Source organism: Glycomyces dulcitolivorans (genome assembly GCF_003265355.1).
GTDB classification, from domain to species: Bacteria; Actinomycetota; Actinomycetes; order Mycobacteriales; family Micromonosporaceae; genus Glycomyces; species Glycomyces dulcitolivorans.
Window position 1 is genome coordinate 10,545 of sequence record NZ_QFRW01000021.1, and the last position, 1,431, is coordinate 11,975.

Here is a 1,431-nt window from a genome sequence, read left to right on the forward strand (position 1 = left end):
AACCTACGGATTAAAAGTCCGCAGCTCTGCCATTGAGCTAGAGGCCCATGCGGGGGACTTTACCGCATCGGAACGGAACGGGGCGCAGGTGGCGGGGCCCGGATGGCCTGCGGCACTCGGATTGTCGGAGGCGTGCGGCAGGATGGCGAAGGACGAAGTGGCGGTGGGATTTGAACCCACCACCTTCTGCTTTCGGGCAAGCTCCACCACCGGGCCGGTGGTGGTGGAACCCGCGGCGGGCGGTGTGGGCTCGGCTCCGCCGCTTGGACGGCGCGGCGGCAGTCGCGGAGAACCGCCGCCGCGCCTTTTCGATTCCCGCGTCACACGTAGCCCTCGGTGGGGGCGGGCCCGCTCCCGCTGGAATCGAACATATGTACTATAGCGGATCGCGAAGGCGCCGTGCACCCCCGGTCGGGTGAAAACCGGGGAGACCGGGCGGCCGGGTGCGGCCCCGGCGGCACCAGGCGGACGGGCAGGTAGACTCGCCTGCTGTGCTCATACTGCTGCCGCCGTCAGAGGGGAAGGCCGTCCAAGGCGACGGTCCGTCCCTCGACCTCGGGCGACTCTCCTCACCGGCGCTGAACCCCATCCGCGAACTCCTGGTCGACCGGCTCGTCGAGCTGTGCGCCGACGAGGAGACCGCCGCGCAGACGCTGAAACTCCCTGCCACGCAGCGGCATTACATCCAGGCGAACCGGACGCTGAAGAGCGCCCCGACCCTCGCCGCCTGGGAGCTGTACAACGGCGTCCTCTACGACCGGCTCGGCCTCGGGGACCTCCCCGACGGCGAGCAGGTCCTCATCGCGTCCCCGCTGTGGGGGCTCCTGCGGCCCTCCGACCGCGTCCCGCCGTACCGGATGCCGATGAGCGCGAAGCTCCCCGGCACCGAGACGCTCGCGAAGCTGTGGCGCCCGGCCGTCGCCGAGGTGCTCGGCGCCCGCGACGAACTCGTCGTCGACCTCCGCTCCGGCGCTTACGCGCAGGTGTGGGGCCCCAAGGACCGCGGCGTCTCCGTGCGCGTGTTCAAGGAGGACGCCGACGGCAAGCGCAGCGTCGTCACCCACATGGCGAAGGCGACCCGCGGCGAGGTCGCCCGAGCCCTCCTCGCCGGCGGCGCCCGCCCCGAATCCGCGGCCGAACTCGGCGACTTCCTCTCCGACCAGGGCTGGAAAGTCGAACTCTCCGAACCCGCGACCCGCTCCAAGCCCTGGCTCCTCGACATCGTGAACGCCTGACGGCCCGAAAGCTACCCTCGCGTGTAGTAAGCCGGGCCCCCGGTACCGAGGGTGCCCGCGCGCACCTGAAGCGGAGCTGAAGCGGAACCGGACCTACCCTCGCGTGTAGTAAGGAGCGCCCCCGAGGCCGATGGTGCCCGGGGGTTGCTGAAGGGGAGCTGAACGACGAACGGGGCGGCCCGGGCTTTCGCCCGGG

The 1,431-nt window shown here is 70.9% G+C and carries 1 protein-coding gene; it reads left to right on the forward strand.

From position 1 onward, the window contains the following. The first annotated feature begins 491 nt into the window (after positions 1–491). Positions 492–1,235: a YaaA family protein gene (locus tag DI269_RS00645; protein ID WP_112133235.1), complete on the forward strand. Its 744-nt coding sequence runs from the start codon at positions 492–494 to the stop codon at positions 1,233–1,235. Positions 1,236–1,431: the final 196 nt, after the last annotated feature.